Source organism: Microbacterium jejuense (genome assembly GCF_019511665.1).
In the GTDB taxonomy this organism is placed as follows: domain Bacteria; phylum Actinomycetota; class Actinomycetes; order Actinomycetales; family Microbacteriaceae; genus Microbacterium; species Microbacterium jejuense_A.
Window position 1 is genome coordinate 45,325 of the sequence record NZ_JAEUAW010000012.1, and the last position, 17,182, is coordinate 62,506.

At 71.3% G+C, this 17,182-nt stretch carries 18 protein-coding genes; 16 read left to right on the forward strand and 2 right to left on the reverse strand.

Features of this window, described 5'->3' with window-relative positions; genetic code table 11:
* Window positions 1–87: 87 nt before the first annotated feature.
* Window positions 88–1,086 carry a tRNA lysidine(34) synthetase TilS gene (gene tilS / locus JNB62_RS14645; protein WP_220301637.1) on the forward strand — a complete coding sequence of 333 codons (999 nt, stop codon included), beginning with the start codon at window positions 88–90 and terminating at the stop codon, window positions 1,084–1,086.
* Between the two features lie 13 nt (window positions 1,087–1,099).
* Complete coding sequence (hpt, locus tag JNB62_RS14650) at window positions 1,100–1,651, forward strand: hypoxanthine phosphoribosyltransferase (RefSeq protein WP_220301638.1); 552 nt, start codon at window positions 1,100–1,102, stop codon at window positions 1,649–1,651.
* 18 nt (window positions 1,652–1,669) lie between these two features.
* On the opposite strand, the gene JNB62_RS14655 is transcribed toward hpt, so the two are convergent.
* Window positions 1,670–2,710 carry a hypothetical protein gene (locus JNB62_RS14655; protein ID WP_220301639.1) on the reverse strand — a complete coding sequence of 347 codons (1,041 nt, stop codon included), beginning with the start codon at window positions 2,708–2,710 and terminating at the stop codon, window positions 1,670–1,672.
* 187 nt (window positions 2,711–2,897) lie between these two features.
* On the opposite strand from JNB62_RS14655, the gene ftsH reads away from it, so the two are divergent.
* The 11 genes from ftsH (at window position 2,898) to lysS (ending at window position 13,199) form a co-directional block, all read left to right on the forward strand.
* Window positions 2,898–4,904: an ATP-dependent zinc metalloprotease FtsH gene (gene ftsH / locus JNB62_RS14660; protein WP_220301640.1), complete on the forward strand. Its 2,007-nt coding sequence runs from the start codon at window positions 2,898–2,900 to the stop codon at window positions 4,902–4,904.
* 9 nt (window positions 4,905–4,913) lie between these two features.
* Window positions 4,914–5,504, forward strand: coding sequence for a GTP cyclohydrolase I (folE, locus tag JNB62_RS14665; RefSeq protein ID WP_220301641.1), 591 nt, complete (start codon window positions 4,914–4,916; stop codon window positions 5,502–5,504).
* Window positions 5,505–5,515: 11 nt separating this feature from the next.
* Window positions 5,516–6,337, forward strand: coding sequence for a dihydropteroate synthase (gene folP, locus JNB62_RS14670; protein ID WP_220301713.1), 822 nt, complete (start codon window positions 5,516–5,518; stop codon window positions 6,335–6,337).
* Window positions 6,310–6,693 (forward strand): dihydroneopterin aldolase, encoded by a 384-nt coding sequence (gene folB / locus JNB62_RS14675; RefSeq protein ID WP_220301642.1) that lies wholly within the window; start codon window positions 6,310–6,312, stop codon window positions 6,691–6,693. Before folP ends, folB begins: the two co-directional genes overlap by 28 nt.
* Window positions 6,690–7,244 (forward strand): 2-amino-4-hydroxy-6-hydroxymethyldihydropteridine diphosphokinase, encoded by a 555-nt coding sequence (gene folK, locus JNB62_RS14680; protein ID WP_220301643.1) that lies wholly within the window; start codon window positions 6,690–6,692, stop codon window positions 7,242–7,244. Before folB ends, folK begins: the two co-directional genes overlap by 4 nt.
* Complete coding sequence (locus JNB62_RS14685) at window positions 7,241–7,741, forward strand: DUF3180 domain-containing protein (RefSeq protein ID WP_220301644.1); 501 nt, start codon at window positions 7,241–7,243, stop codon at window positions 7,739–7,741. Before folK ends, JNB62_RS14685 begins: the two co-directional genes overlap by 4 nt.
* Complete coding sequence (locus JNB62_RS14690) at window positions 7,680–8,318, forward strand: PH domain-containing protein (protein ID WP_220301645.1); 639 nt, start codon at window positions 7,680–7,682, stop codon at window positions 8,316–8,318. Before JNB62_RS14685 ends, JNB62_RS14690 begins: the two co-directional genes overlap by 62 nt.
* Entirely contained in the window at window positions 8,315–10,012 is a 1,698-nt protein-coding gene (locus JNB62_RS14695; protein ID WP_223231169.1) for a PH domain-containing protein, read from the forward strand. The genes JNB62_RS14690 and JNB62_RS14695 overlap by 4 nt, the downstream gene beginning before the upstream one ends.
* The gene (locus JNB62_RS14700; RefSeq protein WP_220301646.1) at window positions 10,009–10,722 is read left to right on the forward strand and encodes a Rossmann-like and DUF2520 domain-containing protein; all 714 of its coding nucleotides are present in this window, start codon (window positions 10,009–10,011) and stop codon (window positions 10,720–10,722) included. Before JNB62_RS14695 ends, JNB62_RS14700 begins: the two co-directional genes overlap by 4 nt.
* Window positions 10,719–11,564, forward strand: a complete 846-nt coding sequence (gene panC, locus JNB62_RS14705) for a pantoate--beta-alanine ligase (RefSeq protein ID WP_220301647.1) — start codon at window positions 10,719–10,721, stop codon at window positions 11,562–11,564. Before JNB62_RS14700 ends, panC begins: the two co-directional genes overlap by 4 nt.
* A gap of 120 nt (window positions 11,565–11,684) precedes the next feature.
* Window positions 11,685–13,199, forward strand: a complete 1,515-nt coding sequence (lysS, locus tag JNB62_RS14710) for a lysine--tRNA ligase (RefSeq protein ID WP_220301648.1) — start codon at window positions 11,685–11,687, stop codon at window positions 13,197–13,199.
* Window positions 13,200–13,201: 2 nt separating this feature from the next.
* Here the strand turns inward: lysS and JNB62_RS14715 are convergent, their stop codons facing one another.
* Window positions 13,202–14,413 carry a DUF4192 family protein gene (locus JNB62_RS14715; protein ID WP_220301649.1) on the reverse strand — a complete coding sequence of 404 codons (1,212 nt, stop codon included), beginning with the start codon at window positions 14,411–14,413 and terminating at the stop codon, window positions 13,202–13,204.
* A 121-nt stretch (window positions 14,414–14,534) separates the two neighbouring features.
* On the opposite strand from JNB62_RS14715, the gene JNB62_RS14720 reads away from it, so the two are divergent.
* From JNB62_RS14720 to JNB62_RS14730, 3 genes are all read left to right on the forward strand, one after another.
* Window positions 14,535–14,729 carry a hypothetical protein gene (locus tag JNB62_RS14720; RefSeq protein ID WP_220301650.1) on the forward strand — a complete coding sequence of 65 codons (195 nt, stop codon included), beginning with the start codon at window positions 14,535–14,537 and terminating at the stop codon, window positions 14,727–14,729.
* A 96-nt stretch (window positions 14,730–14,825) separates the two neighbouring features.
* Complete coding sequence (cls, locus tag JNB62_RS14725; protein WP_220301651.1) at window positions 14,826–16,292, forward strand: cardiolipin synthase; 1,467 nt, start codon at window positions 14,826–14,828, stop codon at window positions 16,290–16,292.
* Between the two features lie 126 nt (window positions 16,293–16,418).
* A complete protein-coding gene (locus JNB62_RS14730) occupies window positions 16,419–17,168 on the forward strand; it encodes a hypothetical protein (protein WP_220301652.1) in 750 nt (249 codons plus the stop codon).
* The last annotated feature ends 14 nt before the right edge of the window (window positions 17,169–17,182 follow it).

Sequence of the window (17,182 nt, forward strand, 5' to 3'; positions counted from 1 at the left end):
ACCCCGCACATGCGATGCCGACGAGGGCCGCTGTGTTTCGTCTCGCTTCGCTCGCTCAACGACCGGTTGCATGACTACCGTTGACGGGTGGACGAGCGCAGACCCGGACTGGACCCCGCCGTCGCCGAGGTCCGCCTCGCCGTGCGGCAGGCGCTGGCCGTCGTCGATCCCGGCGGCGTCGTCGTGGTCGCGCTGTCGGGCGGCGCCGACTCGCTCGCGCTGGCCGCCGCGACGGCGTTCGAGGCGCCCAAGCGCGGCCTCCGCGCTGTGTCGGTGACCGTCGACCACGGCCTGCAAGAGGGATCGGGGGATGCCGCCGCCGCAGCAGCCGCGCAGGCCGAGGCGCTGGGACTCGAAGCCCGCGTCGTGCGCGTCGCGGTCGGCACGGCCGGCGGACCGGAGGCGGCCGCACGCGAAGCTCGGTACGCGGCGCTCGCTGCCGAGGCGTCGGCCCTCGGCGCCGCGGCGATCCTCACGGCGCACACCCTGGACGACCAGGCCGAGACCGTGCTGCTGGGCCTCGCGCGCGGATCGGGGGCGACGAGCCTGCAGGGCATGGCCGAGGCATCCGCGATCGACGGTGTGCTGCTGCTGCGGCCGCTGCTGGGCGTGGGGCGCGCGACCACGCGCGCGGCCTGCATCGCGGACGGACTGCAACCCTGGGAGGATCCGCACAACCGCGATACCCGCTTCGCGCGCGTGCGCGTGCGCGAGACGGTGCTGCCCGTGATGGAGGCCGAGCTCGGCCCCGGGATCGCGGAGGCGCTGGCCCGCACGGCCGCTCAGCTGCGCGAGGACGCGGCGGCCTTCGACGAGATGATCGGCGAGACGATCGAAGACATCGTGGAGCACGCCGAGGCCGGCATCTCGGTGTCGGCGGCCGCGCTCGCGGCGAACCCCGCGGCGCTGCGGCACCGCATCATCCGGCTCGTCGTGGCCAGCGAGTTCCACGAGAGCCTCACGCGGTCGCAGACGCTCGAGGTGGCGCGGCTCGTGACGGACTGGACGGGGCAGGGACCCATCGATCTGCCGGGATGCCGCGCCCGCCGCGTGGGCGGACGCATCGAGTTCTCAGCCCGGGCCTGAATAGACTCTCTGCATGCGAGCGGCCGACGTTTCCAGCGACATCACCGAAGTCCTCGTCACCGAGGAGGAGATCCGGGCCAAGCTCGACGAGATCGCGGAGCAGGTCGCCGCGGACTACGACGGCCGGGATCTGCTGCTCGTGGGCGTCCTGAAGGGGGCGGTCATGGTCATGGCCGACTTCTCGCGGTCGCTCAAGAAGCACGTCACGATGGACTGGATGGCCGTGTCGTCGTACGGCGCCGGCACGAAGTCGAGCGGTGTCGTGCAGATCCGCAAGGACCTCGACACCGACATCCTCGGCAAGCACGTCTTGATCGTCGAAGACATCATCGACTCGGGGCTGACGCTCAGCTGGCTGCTCGAGAACTTCGAGGCCCGCGGTGCGGCATCCGTCGAGGTCTTCGCACTGCTGCGCAAGCCCGAGGCCGCCAAGGTCGAGGTGCACTGCAAGTACGTCGGGTTCGACATCCCGACCGAGTTCGTCGTCGGCTACGGCCTCGACTACGCCGAGAAGTACCGCAACCTTCGCGATGTCGCGGTGCTCGCGCCGCACGTCTACAGCTGACGCGACCGTCCGCGCGTCTCATCGTGCCAGCAGCCCGATGAGCTGGGGCGACGCCTGGTAGGTCGTCAGAGGATCGACGACGAGGCGGCGGCAGCCGTCGAGTTCGACCGTGATCGGCGCCGAGCCGTCGTCCGCGTGGAGCACCACGAGCGCGCGGGGCTCATCGTGGCAGCGCTCCGCCGACGGCTGCGCGTTCGCGACGGCCTCGAGGACGAGACGGGTCTCGTCGGCGTCGAGCCGCCGCGAGCCGGTGAACCACGCGGTCCCGCCGACGGTGACGCTCGTCCATGCCGTCGCGTGCGGCGAAGGGGTGGGCCGGGGCTGCGCGGTCTCGTCCGTCGAGTACGCGCACAGGGTCAGCGCGTCAGCTTCGCCGGGCGCCGGAGCGCGCGGCGGCGCCCACGGGATCCCCGTGACACCGGGGTCCGGCGCGGGCACGGCCTGCGCACCCCCTGGCGTGGACGCCTCGAGATCCTCGACGGGCGCCAGCTGTAGCGGCTGCGCAGGCCACGTGGCCTCGCAGCCTGCGTCCACGGCGTCCCGCGGCTGGGCGAGCACCCGCTGGTCCTCGTCGGTGCGCACCACGTCGAGCTTCGCGATCGCGTCCTCGATCAGATCGACCTTGGGCTGGCCGCAGCCGTCGGCGGGAAAGCGGATCCGGATGCCTCGGCCGCCGGCATCCGTCAGCCACAACTGCGGGGCGATGATCATGCTGAGCGCGCACGCGCCCAGTGTCGGCGGGTCGTCGGGGGAGTTCTGCGCGGCCAGCAGCGGAGCGAGGTCGCCCTCGAGCCGCTCGCGCGCGGTGACCGACCAGACGCCGTCGCCGTCCTCGGCGGTCTGGAACGGAAGGCAGCGCACCACGGCGACCGGGACGAAGCCCTCGGGCACTGCTCCGGCGCGGGGTCCGGTGTCGCCACCGAGTGGGTCCGAGCCCGCGCAGGAGATCTCGGCGATGATCTCGGCGTCGGCCGCGGGCGGCGCGGAGGCGCAGGCGGTGAGCACGAGAGCCGCGGCCACGACGGTCACGGCACGGAGGCGGGTGCGGATCCGGGGCACGCGGTCCTCCTCGTCGTGGGCTCGTGCGGCGCCTGGCCCTCACGCTACCGGGGCTGTCAGGATTACGCCCGGGGCGAATGCACAGACGGCGCCTAGGAAGCCCGCTGTACCCTGAAACAACCGTCGACGGGGGTAATCGTGCCCGCGACGGGTCGTCGACGAAAGGGATCGGGCTCGGGCCCGCACCATGGACTTCAAGAAGATCACTCGCAACCCGCTCTTCTACGTCCTGCTGATCGGGGTCTTCCTCATCGTGGGGTTCTCGCTCATCTCGAGCCTGAACGGCGCGAAGCAGATCTCGACGCAGGAGGGTCTCGAGCTGCTCAAGGGCGAGACCGTCACCGAGGTGGTCAACACCGACGGCGACCAGCGCGTCGACATGAAGCTGTCGAAGGAGTACGAGGGCTCCACCGACGTGCAGTTCTACTACGTCACGGCCCGCGCCGACGAGGTCGTCGAGGCGATCAACGCGGCCGACCCGAAGGACGGGTTCAACGACGAGGTGCCGCGCGCCACGTGGTTCGACGGGTTCCTCTCGCTGCTGCTGCCGATGCTGCTGCTCGGCCTGCTGTTCTGGTTCCTCCTGTCGAGCGCACAGGGCGGCGGCAGCAAGGTCATGCAGTTCGGCAAGTCGCGTGCGAAGCTCGTGACCAAGGAGATGCCGCAGGTCACGTTCCAGGACGTCGCGGGCTCCGACGAGGCGATCGAAGAGCTCGAAGAGATCAAGGACTTCCTGAAGGACCCGTCGAAGTTCCAGGCCGTCGGCGCGCGCATCCCGAAGGGCGTGCTGCTGTACGGCCCTCCCGGAACGGGCAAGACCCTGCTCGCACGCGCCGTCGCCGGCGAGGCCGGCGTGCCCTTCTACTCGATCTCGGGCTCGGACTTCGTCGAGATGTTCGTGGGTGTCGGCGCGAGCCGCGTGCGCGACCTCTTCAACAACGCCAAGGACAACGCCCCGGCCATCATCTTCATCGACGAGATCGACGCCGTCGGCCGTCACCGCGGCGCAGGCCTGGGCGGCGGGCACGACGAACGCGAGCAGACTCTCAACCAGATGCTCGTCGAGATGGACGGCTTCGACCCCAAGGCGAACGTCATCGTCATCGCGGCGACCAACCGCCCCGACATCCTCGACCCGGCCCTGCTGCGTCCGGGCCGCTTCGACCGTCAGATCGGCGTGGACGCGCCCGACCTCAAGGGCCGTCAGAAGATCCTCGAGGTGCACGGCCGCGGCAAGCCGCTCGCCGACGGCGTGGACCTCGAGGTCGTCGCCCGCAAGACCCCGGGCTTCACGGGTGCCGACCTCGCCAACGTGCTGAACGAGGCCGCCCTGCTGACCGCCCGCTCGAACGCGCAGCTGATCGACAACCGCGCGCTCGACGAGGCCATCGACCGTGTGATCGCCGGTCCCCAGCGCCGGACGCGCGTGATGAAGGACAAGGAGAAGCTCATCACGGCCTACCACGAGGGCGGCCACGCGCTCGCGGCGGCGGCGATGAACCACACCGACCCGGTCACGAAGATCACGATCCTGCCGCGCGGGAAGGCGCTCGGCTACACGATGGTGCTGCCGCTGGACGACAAGTACTCCGTCACCCGCAACGAGCTGCAGGATCAGCTGACGTACGCGATGGGCGGTCGCGTCGCCGAAGAGATCGTCTTCCACGACCCGACCACGGGCGCCTCGAACGACATCGAGAAGGCGACGAACATCGCCCGCAAGATGGTCACCGAGTACGGCATGACCGGCGACATCGGCCCGGTCAAGCTCGGCCAGTCCTCGGGCGAGGTGTTCATGGGCCGCGACATGGGTCACGGCCGCGACTTCTCGGAGCGCATCGCCGAGCGCGTCGACTCGCAGGTGCGCGAGCTCATCGAGCAGGCGCACAACGAGGCGTACGAGGTCATCAACGCCAACCGCGGCATCCTCGACAAGCTGGCGCTCGCGCTGCTCGAGAAGGAGACGCTCGACCACCTGGAGCTCGCCGAGATCTTCAAGGACGTCAAGCGGCTGCCCCCGCGTCCGCAGTGGCTGTCGAGCGAGCAGCGCCCCGTCTCGGAGCTGCCTCCGGTGGAGGTGCCGCAGCGTCGCGACGAGGCGGGCCTGGCCGCGAGCGTCGAAGCCGAGAAGGCGACGGCCGAGAAGGCCGCGAAGCGCCGTCCGTCCGGGCAGGCGCGTCCCGCGACCGCCTGAGGCGCGCCCGTGGCCGTCGACCGTGAACGCGTCGCCGCTCTCGTCCGCGAGCTGCTCGAGGCGATCGGCGAGGATCCCGAACGCCCTGGACTGAGGCAGACGCCCGAGCGGGTCGCCGACGCGTACGCCGAGTTCTTCGCGGGAGTGGGCGCGGACGCCGCGGCGCCGCTCGCGCACACGATCTCGGTGTCGCGCGGCCCCGCGCCCGACACCCTGCCGTCCGGGGCCGTGATCCTCCGCGACATCCTGTTCCGCTCCGTGTGCGAGCATCATCTGCTGCCCTTCCGCGGTCACGCGCACCTGGCGTACCTGCCCGGCGAGCAGGTCGTCGGGCTCGGGGCTCTCCCCAAGGTCGTCGAGATCCTGTCGTCGCGCCCGCAGGTGCAGGAGCGCCTCGGCGAGCAGATCGCCGATGTCATCGCCGGGTCGCTCGACGCCCGGGGCGTGCTCGTCGTGCTCGATGCGACGCACGAGTGCGTGACGATGCGGGGCGCCCGCCAGACGGATGCCTCGACCGTGACGATCGCGGCCCGCGGCGAGTTCGCCGAACCCGCCGCCCGCGCCGAGATCGTCGCGCTGATCGGAGCCGGCCGCACGTGACCGCGCTCATCATGGGGATCGTGAACGTCACGCCCGACTCGTTCAGCGACGGCGGACGCTACGCGGATGCCGACGCCGCCGTCGCCCACGGGCTCCGCCTGCGCGCGCAGGGCGCCGACATCCTCGACGTCGGCGGAGAGTCGACGCGTCCGGGCGCCGAGCGTGTGGACCCGCGGGTCGAGCAGGAGCGGGTGATGCCCGTCGTGCGCGCCTTCGCCGAGGCCGGCATCCCGGTGAGCATCGACACCATGAACGCCTCGACCGCGATCGCGGCGGTCGAGGCGGGTGCGCGGATCGTGAACGACGTGTCGGGCGGGCTCGCGGATCCCGACATGCTCGCGGCCGTCGCCCCCACCGGCGCCGACGTCGCCCTGGGGCACTGGCGCGGGCACTCGACCGACATGTACGCGCGAGCGGAGTACGCCGACGTCGTCGGCGAGGTGGTCGCCGAACTGCGCGAACGGGTCGAGGTGGCGGCATCCCTCGGCATCGCGCCGTCGCGGGTCATCCTCGATCCGGGCATCGGCTTCGGCAAGCGCGGCGACCAGAACTGGGCCGTGCTGCGCGGGCTGGAGCGCCTGGTCGGACCGGGCGCGCGCGTGCTCGTCGGCACGAGCCGCAAGCGGTTCCTGGCCGAGGCGCTGTCGAGCGAACCGGCCGGTGTCGACGAGGGGCGCCGCGATCTCGCGACCGCCGTGACGAGCGTCCTGGCGGCGCAGGCCGGCGCCTGGGCGGTGCGCGTGCACGATGTCGCAGGCACGCGGGATGCTCTCATCATCGCGCGCAGCTGGGAGGAAGGAGCGGCATGGAACCCCTCGACCAGATCACGCTGACCGGCGTCCGGGCCTTCGGCCACCACGGCGTCTTCGCCGACGAGCGGCGCGACGGCCAGGAGTTCGTGGTGGACGTGACCCTGTTCGTCGACACGACGCGGGCTGCGGCATCCGACGACGTCGCCGACACCGTGCACTACGGCGAGGTCGCCGAGCGCATCGTGGAGCTCGTCGGCAGCGATCCGCTGAACCTCATCGAGGGCGTCGCCGCCCGCATCGCCGACGACCTGCTCGGGCACCCGCTCGTGCGCGCGGTCGAGGTGACGATCCACAAGCCGCACGCGCCGATCACGGTGCCGTTCGCCGACGTGTCGGTGACGATCCGGCGCGGCGCGGGCGGAGGAGCGGGCGCGTGAACCGGCGACTGGCGCAGGGCTTCGACCGTGAGGCCGAGCCGCATCCGCGCACGCCCGTCGAGGCCGTGGTGGCGCTGGGGGCGAACCTCGGCGACCGCGCCGAGACGATGGCCGCCGCGATCACCGACCTCGCGCGCCTGCCGCTCGTCGACGCCGTGCGGGCCGCCGAGCCCGTCGAGTCGGTCGCGCTGAAGCCCGAGGGAAGGGATGCCGCGGCCCCCGCATACCTGAATTCCGTGGCGGTGCTCACCACGCGTCTGGCGCCGTCGGTGCTGCTGGAGTACCTGCACGCCGTCGAGCGACGCCACGGCCGGGTGCGCTCGGTCGAGCGCTCGGCACGGGAGGCGGGGTGGGAGGACCGCACCCTCGACCTCGACCTCATCGCCTACGGCGACGTGGTCAGCGACGACCCCCGACTGCTGCTGCCGCATCCCCGCGCCGCCGAGCGTGATTTCGTGCTCGGTCGGTGGCTGGCCGTCGACCCCGACGCCGTGCTCCCCGGGGTGGGGCGCGTCGACGAGGCGCTGCGCAGACTGCAGGGGGCGGAATGAAGCGCACCGGTGCCGGCGTGCTCATCGTCGCGGCGGTCCTCGGGGTCGCCGCGGGGTTCCTCGTCGACCAGCTGCTGACCTCGGCCGGGCGCTCGACGTTCACTCCCGCCGTCACACTGCCGATCCTGCTGGTGCTGCTCGGCGCGATCGTGATCGCCCTGGCGGTGCCGATCCGGCGTGCGACGCGCGGGACGTCGAAGGCGGTCGTCAACCCGTTCCGCGCGCTGCGCATCGCGATGCTGGCGAAGGCGTCGAGCATCGTCGGCGCCGCGATCGGCGGTCTGGGCGGCGGACTGTGGATCTTCCTCGCGACCAGGCCGGTCACGCCGTCGATAGGCTCGTGGGGAACGGTCATCGCGACGACCGTGTGCGGCGCCGTGCTGGTGGCCGCCGGACTCGTCGCCGAGCACCTGTGCACCATCCGGAAGGACGACGATGACGAACAGCCCGGATCCGGGGACGACTCCGGACTCGAGCCCCGCCTCAAGGGTCACTGACGCCACCGAGCCGCCGGCGACCTCCGCGGCGCCGGTGCCCGCGGCCGACGTGGCCGACGGACAGTCGTTCGATCGGATCGTCGAGCCGAAGTCCGCGAACCGGCTCGTGCTCGAGGGCGGCGTGTGGCACCAGATCTCGCCCAAGTACGTGACCGTGCAGCTCATCTCGCACGGCTCGTTCCTGGCCGTCGTGGTCGTCGCGACCCTCGTGCTGGCGCTCCTGCTGCACCAGCCGTGGGCGTGGCTCGTCGGCGGTGTGCTGGCAGTCATCCAGATCTGGACGCTCGCGATCATGCCGCGCCAGGCGCGCGCGATCGGCTACCGCCTGCGCGAGGACGACCTCGTCTTCCGGCGCGGCATCCTGTGGCAGCGATTCGTCGCCGTGCCCTACGGCCGCATGCAGCTGATCGACATCACCCACGGGCCGCTGGACCGCGGCTTCGGCATCGCGCAGCTCAAGTTCGTGACCGCGGCGGCCGCGACCGGCGTCGTGATCCCAGGGCTGCCGCAGGCGACGGCCGAGACGCTGCGCGACCACCTCATCGAGGTGGCGGAGAGCCGGCGCACGGGGCTATGACTTCTGAGCACCACGCGGGGCCGGTCCCTGACCCTGTCGACGGACCCGCCGCGCCCCCGACGCAGCTCGTCCGCTCCCCGCTGAGCGATGGCGAGTGGCACCGCCTGCATCCGCTGACCCCGCTGCTGCGGGGCGGGCTGTTCCTGCTCGTCGTGATCGGCATCATCGTCTCGAACCTGCGCGACCGGCTGGTGTACATCTTCTTGCCGTGGCTCGCCCCCGGCGTCGGCGACGAGGTCGTCGAGTGGGAGGAGATGGGCGGCGACCCGATCGACTTCGTCGTCGCGAACAACCTGTACGTGCTCGCCGCGCTGGCGGTGCTGGCGGTGCTCATCATCCTCGTGGCGGTGTTCTACACGTCGTGGCGGTTCCACACCTTCCGCATCACCGAGGACGACGTCGAGGTGCGCAGCGGCATCCTGTTCCGCACCCAGCGTCGCGCTCCTCTCGATCGCGTGCAGGGCGTCAACCTGACGCGGCCGATGGTCGCCCGGCTGCTGGGCATGGCCAAGCTCGAGGTCGTCGGCGCCGGCATGTCGGCCAATGTCAAGCTGGAGTACCTGTCGACCGCGAACGCCGAGGCGGTGCGCGCCGACATCCTGCGGCTCGCGTCGGGCCGCCGGCTCGCGGATGCCGCCCCGCCCGCGGGTGCTCCGCGTCCGGCGAGACGCACCGCGGCGATCGGTCTCACCGTCAGCCGCGAGCTCACCGGGATCATCGAGGGGCCCGAAGCGCCCGTGGCCGAGCCGGAGTCCGTCGTGCACATCCCGCTCGGCCGGCTGGTGGCATCCCATGTCCTCAGCATGTCCACGGTCGGCCTCCTCGTCGCCGTCGTGGCCATCGTGGTCGGCGTCACGCAGGGCGTGACGTGGATGCTCTTCGGCTTCGTGCCGGCGATCATCGGCTTCGGCGCGTACTGGGTCCGCTCGATCTTCAAGTCGCTGCGGTACTCCATCGCACCGACGCCCGACGGCGTGCGCATCACGTACGGCCTCACCACGACCATCACCGAGATCCTGCCGCCCGGGCGGGTCCACGCGGTCGAGGTGACGCAGCCGATCCTGTGGCGTCCCGCCGGCTGGTGGACGATCCGCATCAACCGCCTCACCGGGCGCAGCGCGTCGGACGGCACCAACGACGACTTCACGACCGTGCTGCCCGTCGGCACGGTGGCCGACGTCGAGCGCGTGCTGCGGCTGGTGCAGCCCGCGCTGACCGAGCCGGAGCGGGCGCTCATCGTGCAGCAAGGGATGTTCGGTCCGACCCAGGACGACGCGTTCACGAACACGCCGCGTCGAGCGTGGTGGATCCGGCCGCTGTCGTACCGCCGCAACGGCTTCCTGCTGACCGACGACGAGCTCCTGATGCGGCGCGGCGTGGTGTGGCGCAAGATCGTGATCCTGCCGCTCGCCCGCCTGCAGAGCTTCGGGCTGTACCAGGGCCCGCTGGATCGCCTGACCGGCGTCACGAACGGGCGTGCCCACGTGGTGCAGGGCCCCGTCACCCCGTTCCTGGCGGCGATCGACCGTGAGGTTGCGCTGCGCCTGTTCGATGACGTGGCCCGCGCGGCGGTGCGCGCATCGCAGTCCGACCGGACCCATCGCTGGGCCGAGGACGATGTGGATGCCGCGGCCCCGGCGGTCCCGTCGGCCCAGCCGGCTCCGCCCGCGAACCCCACGGGGCCGGCGGCATGACCCGCGACGGCAGGCTGGGAGTCGGGATCATCGGCGCCGGGCGCGTGGGGCCGGTGCTCGGCGCGGCCCTCGGTGGAGCGGGCCACGCCGTGGTGGGTGTCACCGCGGGGTCGGATCCGGAGCGCGTCGAGGCGATCCTGCCCGGAGTCCCCGTGCTCGACGCGACCGAGGTCGCCCGCCGCAGCGAGCTTGTGATCGTCGCGGTGCCGCACGACCAGCTCGAGGGGCTCGTCGCCGGGCTCGCCGACGTCGGCGCGTGGCAGCCGGGCCAGCTCGTCCTGCACACCGACCCGGCGTGGGGGACCGGCATCCTCGCTCCCGCCGTCGCGAAGGGGGCGATCCCGCTGGCCGTGCACCCCGCCATCGAGTTCAGCGGCACCTCGATGGACTTCCGCGCCCTGACGAGCGCCTACGCGGCGGTCACGGCACCCGCTCCGGTGCTGCCGATCGCGCAGGCGCTCGCCGTCGAACTCGGATGCGAGCCCGTCGTCGTCGACGAGGCGGCGCGACCGGCGTACGCAGAGGCCATCGCGACGGCCAGCGAGTTCTCGCGTTCGATCGTGCGGCAGTCGACGGCTCTGCTGGCGGAGGCCGGTGTGCCGCATCCCGGTGCGTACCTGTCGGCCCTCGTGCACACGACGATCGACCACGCACTGAGCGAGGCCGGCTCGGGGCCCGGTGTCGACCCCACCGCTACGATCCAAGGATGATCAGCACCGTCGACGGGCTCCGGACTCGACTGGCAGAGCTCCGCGCCGCCGCACCTGCAGCCCGTGTGGCACTCATCTCGACGATCGGGTCGCTGCACGACGGCCACATCGACCTGGTCCATCGTGCGCGCGAGCTCGCGGACGTCGTCGTGGTGTCGCTGTTCGTCAACCCGCTGCGCTTCGGTTCGCCGGCGGAGCACGCGGCATACCCGCGCACGCCCGACGAGGACGAGAAGCTCCTGGAATCGCTCGGCGTCGACGTCGTGTTCGCGCCCGAGACGGCAGAGCTGCTGCCGGACGGCGCCGCCACCACGAAGGTCACCGCCGGCGACCTGGGGCTTCGCTACGAGGGCCGCGCGCGCCCCTACTACTTCGACGGGCTGCTGACCGTCGAGGCGAAGCTCCTGAACCTGGTCCGCCCGGACGTCGCGGTGTACGGCGGACGAGACCGCCAGCGCGTCTTCCTCGTGCAGCGGATGATCCGCGATCTCTACCTGGACGTCGAGGTCGAGGTCGTGCAGACGGTGCGCCGCGACGACGGCCTGCCGGTGTCGACGCGGGTGGGGATGCTCGAGGAGCGCGATCTCGCTGCGGCCGCCCTGCTGCCGGTGGCCCTCGACGCGGCCGCGGCCAACGCGGACCGCGGCATCGACGCGTGCATCGCGGCCGCCCAGTCGACGCTCATGGGCGAACCCCGCATCCGGCTGGAGTACCTCAGCGTCGTCGATCCGCGGACGTTCCTGCCGGCGGACGAGGGCTCGCAGGGCCCGGCCCTGGCACTCATCGCCGCCACGGTCGGCGGCCACCGCTTCGTCGACAACGCCGACATCTACCTCGGCTGACCGGCGACGACCAGGCGGCGCCCGGACGGGCGCCCGCGGACTCAGCGAGCCCCGAGACGCGCCTCGGTAGACTCGTCGGGTCCGCATTCTGCGGAGCAGAACCATCGAGGAGCCCATCCCGTGACCGACACGACCGCGCCCGCCGAGCCGACCGAAGAAGACGTCTTCGAGCAGAAGGCCGTGCGGCTGGCCAAGCGCGAGCGGCTGATCGCCGAGCGAGTGGATGCCGCGGGCGGGGCTTACCCGGTCGGCCTGCCGATCACCGACACCATCCCCGCGCTCCGCGAGCGCTTCGGCGACCTCGAGGCGGGTGCCGAGACGGGTGTGGTGGCGGGTGTCGCCGGTCGCGTGGTGTTCAGCCGCAACACCGGCAAGCTGTGCTTCGCCTCGCTGCAGGCGGGCGACGGCAGCCGGATCCAGGCGATGGTGTCGCTTGCCGCCGTCGGCGAGGAGTCGCTCCAGCAGTGGAAGGAGCTCGTCGACCTGGGCGACCACGTCTTCGTCTCGGGCGAGGTGGTCTCCAGCCGCCGCGGCGAGCTGTCGATCATGGTGTCGGAATGGGCCATCGCGTCCAAGGCCGTGCTGCCGCTGCCGAACCTGCACACCGAGCTGAGCGAAGAGAGCCGCGTCCGCAGCCGCTTCCTCGACCTGATCGTGCGCGACCGCGCCCGTGAGACGGTCGTCGCCCGCGCCAAGGTGAACGCCAGCCTGCGCGCGACGTTCGCCTCGCATGGCTTCCTCGAGGTCGAGACGCCGATGTTGCAGGTTCAGCACGGCGGTGCGTCGGCCCGCCCGTTCATCACCCACTCGAACGCGTTCGACGCCGACCTGTACCTGCGCATCGCTCCCGAGCTGTTCCTCAAGCGCGCCGTCGTGGGCGGCATCGACCGCGTGTTCGAGATCAACCGCAACTTCCGCAACGAGGGCGCCGACTCGACGCACAGCCCCGAGTTCGCGATGCTCGAGGCCTACCAGGCCTACAGCGACTACAACGGCATCGCGGATCTGACCCAGGAGCTGATCCAGAACGCGGCCATCGCGGTCGCGGGCTCGACCACGGTGACGTGGGCCGACGGCACCGAGTACGACCTGGGCGGCCAGTGGGACCGTCTCTCGATGTACGGCTCGCTGTCGGAGGCGGCGGGCCGTGAGATCACGCCCGAGACGCCGTTCGACGAGCTCGTCGCGCTCGCCGAGGCCGAGGGCGTCGAACTGCCGCCCCACGCCATCCACGGCAAGCTCGTCGAGGAGCTGTGGGAGCACTTCGTGAAGCCCGGACTCGTGCGCCCGACGTTCGTGATGGACTTCCCGCTCGACACCAGCCCCCTCGTGCGCGAGCACCGCTCGATCCCGGGCGTCGTGGAGAAGTGGGACCTGTACACCCGCGGCTTCGAGCTGGCCACCGGCTACTCCGAGCTCGTCGACCCCGTCATCCAGCGCGAGCGCTTCGTCGAGCAGGCCAAGCTCGCCGCCCGCGGGGACCTGGAGGCCATGCGCATCGACGAGGAGTTCCTGCGGGCGCTCGAGCACGGCATGCCGCCGACCGGTGGCATGGGCATGGGCATCGACCGGCTGCTGATGGCGGTCACCGGGCTCGGCATCCGCGAGACGATCCTCTTCCCGCTGGTCAAGTAGCCTCACCGCCGGAACGCCCAGTCCGGCAGGTGCGCGGCGCCCACGAACGACAGCACGATCTGCGACAGCCCGTGGTCCGGGTCGATGCCGCACGCGGCATCCGCGTACGCGGCCGCGTGCGTCGATCGCCCGAGCGCCCACGCCAGCCATGCGCACATCGCGAGCGCGCCCGGCTGCGCGTCGCCCGGCACGGATGCGGCCACCCGGCGGGTCAGCTGCAGGGCCCGGTCGAGCCTCGCAGGTGACGGCGCGTCGCCTTCGCCCCACATGCGCATCGCGAGGTGCGGCGGGTACTCCTCTCCCGACTCCCACCGCAGCTGCGCGGTGAGCGCCTCGTCGCCCTGGGCGAGGTTGCCGCTCCACTGGACGAGCGCGATGTCACGCAGCGAGGGACGCGCGAGGCACCAGCCGATCGCCGCGATCTCGTACGCATCGAGGGCATCGGGGTCACGGTGCAGCGCATCCTCGAAGAGCTCGGGCAGGTCGTCGAGGCGAGCGGCCGTTGCGAGCGCGCGCGGATCGACGCGCTCGGCGCCCGGGCCCGTCTCGTCAGGCTCTCCCGTGACCGGGCCGGGCACCGGTCCGAGGTCGCGTGCGGCAGCCCCCGGGGGCGCGGGAGGCTCCTCGCCCGGCGCGGTCGCGCCGGATCCGCTCAGCGCCGCCAACGCGCGCCGCAGCTCTCCCAGCGCACGGGCGACCCCGTCACGCTCCTCGGGTGCGCAGTCCGGCAGTTCCGCTCCGGACGCCTGATCGCCGTCGGGTGCGGGCAGCCCGATCAGGCGGGCCTCGTCGCCGTCGAGTTCGCCGAGCGGGCGACCGCCGGGCGGGTTCGCCGGGTCGAACGCGGACGCCCAGGCGTCCGCGGCGACGCACAGCAGATCGCGGACGCCGATCCCGCACGCGTCGGCGCTGGAGGCCAGCGCGTCGAGGAGGGCGCGGTGCGGCATCCCTTCTGGCGCGAAGGACGCGTCGGTGTAGGCGATCGCGGCGATCGCGTCGGCGTCGGGGAGCCGGCAGACCATGCCGATCACCGTGGAGGCGATCCGCTCGGCCGACTCGTCGTCGGGCGGCAGGTCGAACCTCATCGCGCCGAGACTCCTCGTGGCGCGGAACGGGATCAGCACGAGACTGCGCACGGGCCGGTAGCCCAGCATCCGCGGGACGAGTGACAGGAACTGTGCGGCGTCCGCCGCCTTCACGATCGTGGGGGTCATGGCGGTCGACTCTCGCGGGTGCGGCGCGCGCGCCGTAACCCCTGTGGAGGGATCCGGTCGCCGAGCGACCGTTCCGGCGCCTGGGGAGGAGGCGATACCCGCACGGCGTATCCTTGAAGGCATGGACTTCTGGACGGCGGCGCTGTGGACACTCCTGCCGACCGTCCTGGTCTCGCTGATCTTCTTCTTCGTGCTGCGCAGCATCGTCCGTGCCGACCGCACCGAGCGTCGCGTGTACGCGAAGGTCGACGCCGAGGAGCGGGCCAAGCGCGGCCTGCCGCCGCGCACGGCCGGGTCCGCCCCGTCGGACGGCTGATCCGGCGCGTCGCCGCCGCAGTCCAGGCGTGTCGGCCCGCCCCGATACAGTGGGGCACACCGTCAGCACTGATCAGCGCTTGAGAGGCACCGCCCGATGATCACCATCACGATCGATGCGACGTGGTGGGTGGTGCTGGTCTTCGTCGTCGACATCATCATCCGTGTCACGGCGATCATCGTGGTGCCGCGCAACCGCCGCCCGACGGCGGCGATGGCGTGGCTGCTGGCGATCTACTTCATCCCGCTGATCGGGGTGTTCCTGTTCCTGCTCATCGGCAACCCGCGGCTGCCGCGCAAACGCCGCCGCAAGCAGGAGCGCATCAACGACTACATCCACGACACGAGTGCGTCCCTCGACTTCGGCACCCTGCGGCCCCACGCTCCGGCCTGGTTCCGGTCGCTGGTGACGCTCAACCGCAACCTCGGAGCCATGCCGCTGGCGGGCGACAACGCCGCTCATCTCATCCCCGGCTACCAGGACAGCCTGGACGCGATGGCCGACGCCATCCGTGCGGCGCAGCGCTTCGTGCACGTCGAGTTCTACATCCTGCAGACGGATGCCTCGACCGACAACTTCTTCCGGGCGCTCGAGGAGGTGGCGGCGCGAGGCGTGACGGTGCGCGTGCTGCTGGATCACTGGGCCAACCGCGGCAAGCCGTACTACCGCAAGACGCTGCGCCGCCTCACGGCCATGGGGGCGCAGTGGCACCTGATGCTGCCGGTGCAGCCCTTCAAGGGCAAGTACCAGCGACCCGACCTGCGCAACCACCGCAAGCTGCTCGTCGTTGACGGGCGCGTGGGCTTCACCGGCTCGCAGAACGTCACCGACTCGACGTACAACCTCCGCAAGAACATCAAGCGCGGCCTGCACTGGGTCGACCTCATGGCGCGCATCGAGGGGCCGGTCGTGGCATCCATCAATGCGGTGTTCCTCAGTGACTGGTACTCCGAGACGGACGAAGTGCTCACCGAGCAGATCGACCTGTTCGACGTCACAGCCGGACCGGGCGACCTGGACTGCCAGATCGTTCCCTCGGGCCCGGGATTCGAGTTCCAGAACAACCTCAAGCTGTTCGCAGGCCTCCTGTACGCCGCCCAGCGGCAGATCATCGTGGTCAGCCCCTACTTCGTTCCCGACGAGGCGATGCTGCTCGCGATCACGACGGCGTGTCAGCGCGGCATCCACGTCGAGCTGTTCGTGTCGGAGGAGGGCGATCAGGCGATCGTCTACCACGCGCAGCGCAGCTACTACGAGGCGCTGCTGCGCGCCGGCGTGAAGATCTGGATGTACAAGAAGCCGTTCATCCTGCACACCAAGAGCCTCACGATCGACGACGAGGTCGCGATCATCGGGTCGAGCAACATGGACATGCGCTCGTTCGGTCTGAACATGGAGATCTCGATGCTCGTGCGCGGCGAGGAGTTCGTCCAAGAGATGCGCGCCGTCGAAGATATGTACCGCTCCCTGTCGCGCGAGCTGACGCTCGAGGAGTGGGAGAAGCAGCCGCTGCGTTCGACTGTGCTCGACAACCTCGCGCGGCTGACGTCGGCACTGCAGTGAGGGTCTGTCGCGGCTGATCGTGATCTTCATGTGATCGACGCGATGAGATTCCAAGCCGGATTGCGACACGATAGGGGAGAGACGGATGCCTCGGGGGTGGGTGTCCGCTGAAACGAGGAGGCTCGCATGGCTGTCCGTTCCCGTTCTCTTGTCGCCGGTGTCGGCCTGATGGTGCTCGCCGCCGGTGTGCTCGCCGCGTGCGCGACCCCGGCCGGATCCGGAACGGCGTCCACGCCGAAACCGACGTCCTCGGCGTCCGCCTCCGGCGGATCGGGCGGCGAGCTCGAGGTCGACGCCGCCTGGGTCGACGGTGGACGCATGATCGCGCTCGTGACCGAGGGGTCCTCCTCGACGGACTGCATCCCGGTGGCGGGCGAGACCTCGTACGCGAACGGCGTGCTCGAGGTCGAGCTGGTCGCGCCGCCCGAGGCCACCGTCTGCACCGCCGACTACGTCCCCCGGGCGACCCTCGTCGGCGTGCCCGAGGGAGTCGACCCGACGCAGGACCTCGAGATCCGACTCACCGGCGAGTACACCGGAGACACCGATCTGGACGGCGTCGCGGGGCTCACGGCCGGAGGTTCCACGGACTACCTGCCGAGCGCCGGCTGGGCCGACGACGGCCAGTTCGTGATCGTCACGTGGGGGTCGTCGACGTGCGTGCCGGTGATCTCGGAGGTCGCAGCGACGAGCTCGACCGAGGTCACCGTCACCTTCGCGACGCCGCCGGCGGACCAGGCCTGCACGATGGACATGGTGCCTCGCGCGACCGTCGCGCAGGTCACGACCGAGCTCGACGACGACGGCGAGGTCTTCGCGATCCTCACCGGCGCCGAGTTCGACAACGTGCGCATCCCGATCATCGGCCACGACTGACGCGGTGGTTCCGG

Coding starts and splice junctions, on each gene's coding strand:
- JNB62_RS14685 (WP_220301644.1), top strand. CDS start 7,241: ATGAAGCGCACCGGTGCCGGCGTGCTCATCGTCGCGGCGGTCCTCGGG.
- cls (WP_220301651.1), top strand. CDS start 14,826: ATGATCACCATCACGATCGATGCGACGTGGTGGGTGGTGCTGGTCTTC.
- folB (WP_220301642.1), top strand. CDS start 6,310: ATGGAACCCCTCGACCAGATCACGCTGACCGGCGTCCGGGCCTTCGGC.
- ftsH (WP_220301640.1), top strand. CDS start 2,898: ATGGACTTCAAGAAGATCACTCGCAACCCGCTCTTCTACGTCCTGCTG.
- JNB62_RS14715 (WP_220301649.1), bottom strand. CDS start 14,413: ATGACCCCCACGATCGTGAAGGCGGCGGACGCCGCACAGTTCCTGTCA.
- panC (WP_220301647.1), top strand. CDS start 10,719: ATGATCAGCACCGTCGACGGGCTCCGGACTCGACTGGCAGAGCTCCGC.
- JNB62_RS14695 (WP_223231169.1), top strand. CDS start 8,315: ATGACTTCTGAGCACCACGCGGGGCCGGTCCCTGACCCTGTCGACGGA.
- JNB62_RS14690 (WP_220301645.1), top strand. CDS start 7,680: ATGACGAACAGCCCGGATCCGGGGACGACTCCGGACTCGAGCCCCGCC.
- JNB62_RS14730 (WP_220301652.1), top strand. CDS start 16,419: ATGGCTGTCCGTTCCCGTTCTCTTGTCGCCGGTGTCGGCCTGATGGTG.
- folP (WP_220301713.1), top strand. CDS start 5,516: ATGGGGATCGTGAACGTCACGCCCGACTCGTTCAGCGACGGCGGACGC.
- JNB62_RS14700 (WP_220301646.1), top strand. CDS start 10,009: ATGACCCGCGACGGCAGGCTGGGAGTCGGGATCATCGGCGCCGGGCGC.
- JNB62_RS14720 (WP_220301650.1), top strand. CDS start 14,535: ATGGACTTCTGGACGGCGGCGCTGTGGACACTCCTGCCGACCGTCCTG.
- hpt (WP_220301638.1), top strand. CDS start 1,100: ATGCGAGCGGCCGACGTTTCCAGCGACATCACCGAAGTCCTCGTCACC.